A 583-nucleotide genomic window follows, 5' to 3' on the forward strand; every position below is an offset into this window, starting at 1 on the left:
CTGGGCTTGGGACATCGACACCAACGAGCCCACGTTCGCCGCGCGCTACCACCGCGCTGCGCTGGACGCCGGCCTGCTGCTGCGACCCATCGGATCGACCCTTTACGCCATGCCGCCCTACGTGCTCACGCCCGATGACCAGCGCCACCTCGCCGAGGGTCTGCTGCGCGTGCTCGACCAGGTGCTGGCCGAGGTCGACGCCTTGCCCCCAGCTGGCGAGCGCGCCCACCCGCTGGCCTGAGCGCCTCGGGCCCCGTTCACAAGCCTTCGCCCCGATCTCATCAACAGGAGGCCGAGATGGTCGCTTACTTCGTCACCGGCACCGACACGGGCGTGGGCAAGACCCGCGTCAGCGCGGCCTTGCTGCGGGCCCTTCACCAGGCGGGTCATGCACGCGTCGTCGGCATGAAACCGGTGGCGGCGGGCTGCGAGTGGGTGACCTGTGAAGACGCCCAAGGCGCGGCCCATGGGCAGTGGCTCAACGAGGACGTGGCCGCCTTGCGTGCAGCCGGCACCCTGGTTGTGCCCCCGGTGTTCGACACACCCTACGCGCTGCCCGATGCGCTCTCGCCGCACCTGGCGC

General features: G+C 70.8%; 1 protein-coding gene and 1 pseudogene. Both read left to right on the top strand.

Translation table 11 applies throughout. The features are described 5' to 3' along the window. Positions 1-241, top strand: a pseudogene (locus B2W70_RS06900) (adenosylmethionine--8-amino-7-oxononanoate aminotransferase BioA); the annotation flags it as partial. A gap of 56 nt (positions 242-297) precedes the next feature. Then, positions 298-583: ATP-dependent dethiobiotin synthetase BioD (gene bioD, locus B2W70_RS06905; RefSeq protein ID WP_286744130.1), on the top strand; the 286-nt coding region annotated here is incomplete at its 3' end.

This window comes from Aquabacterium sp. UBA2148 (assembly GCF_002328915.1).
GTDB classification, from domain to species: domain Bacteria; phylum Pseudomonadota; class Gammaproteobacteria; order Burkholderiales; family Burkholderiaceae_C; genus Aquabacterium; species Aquabacterium parvum.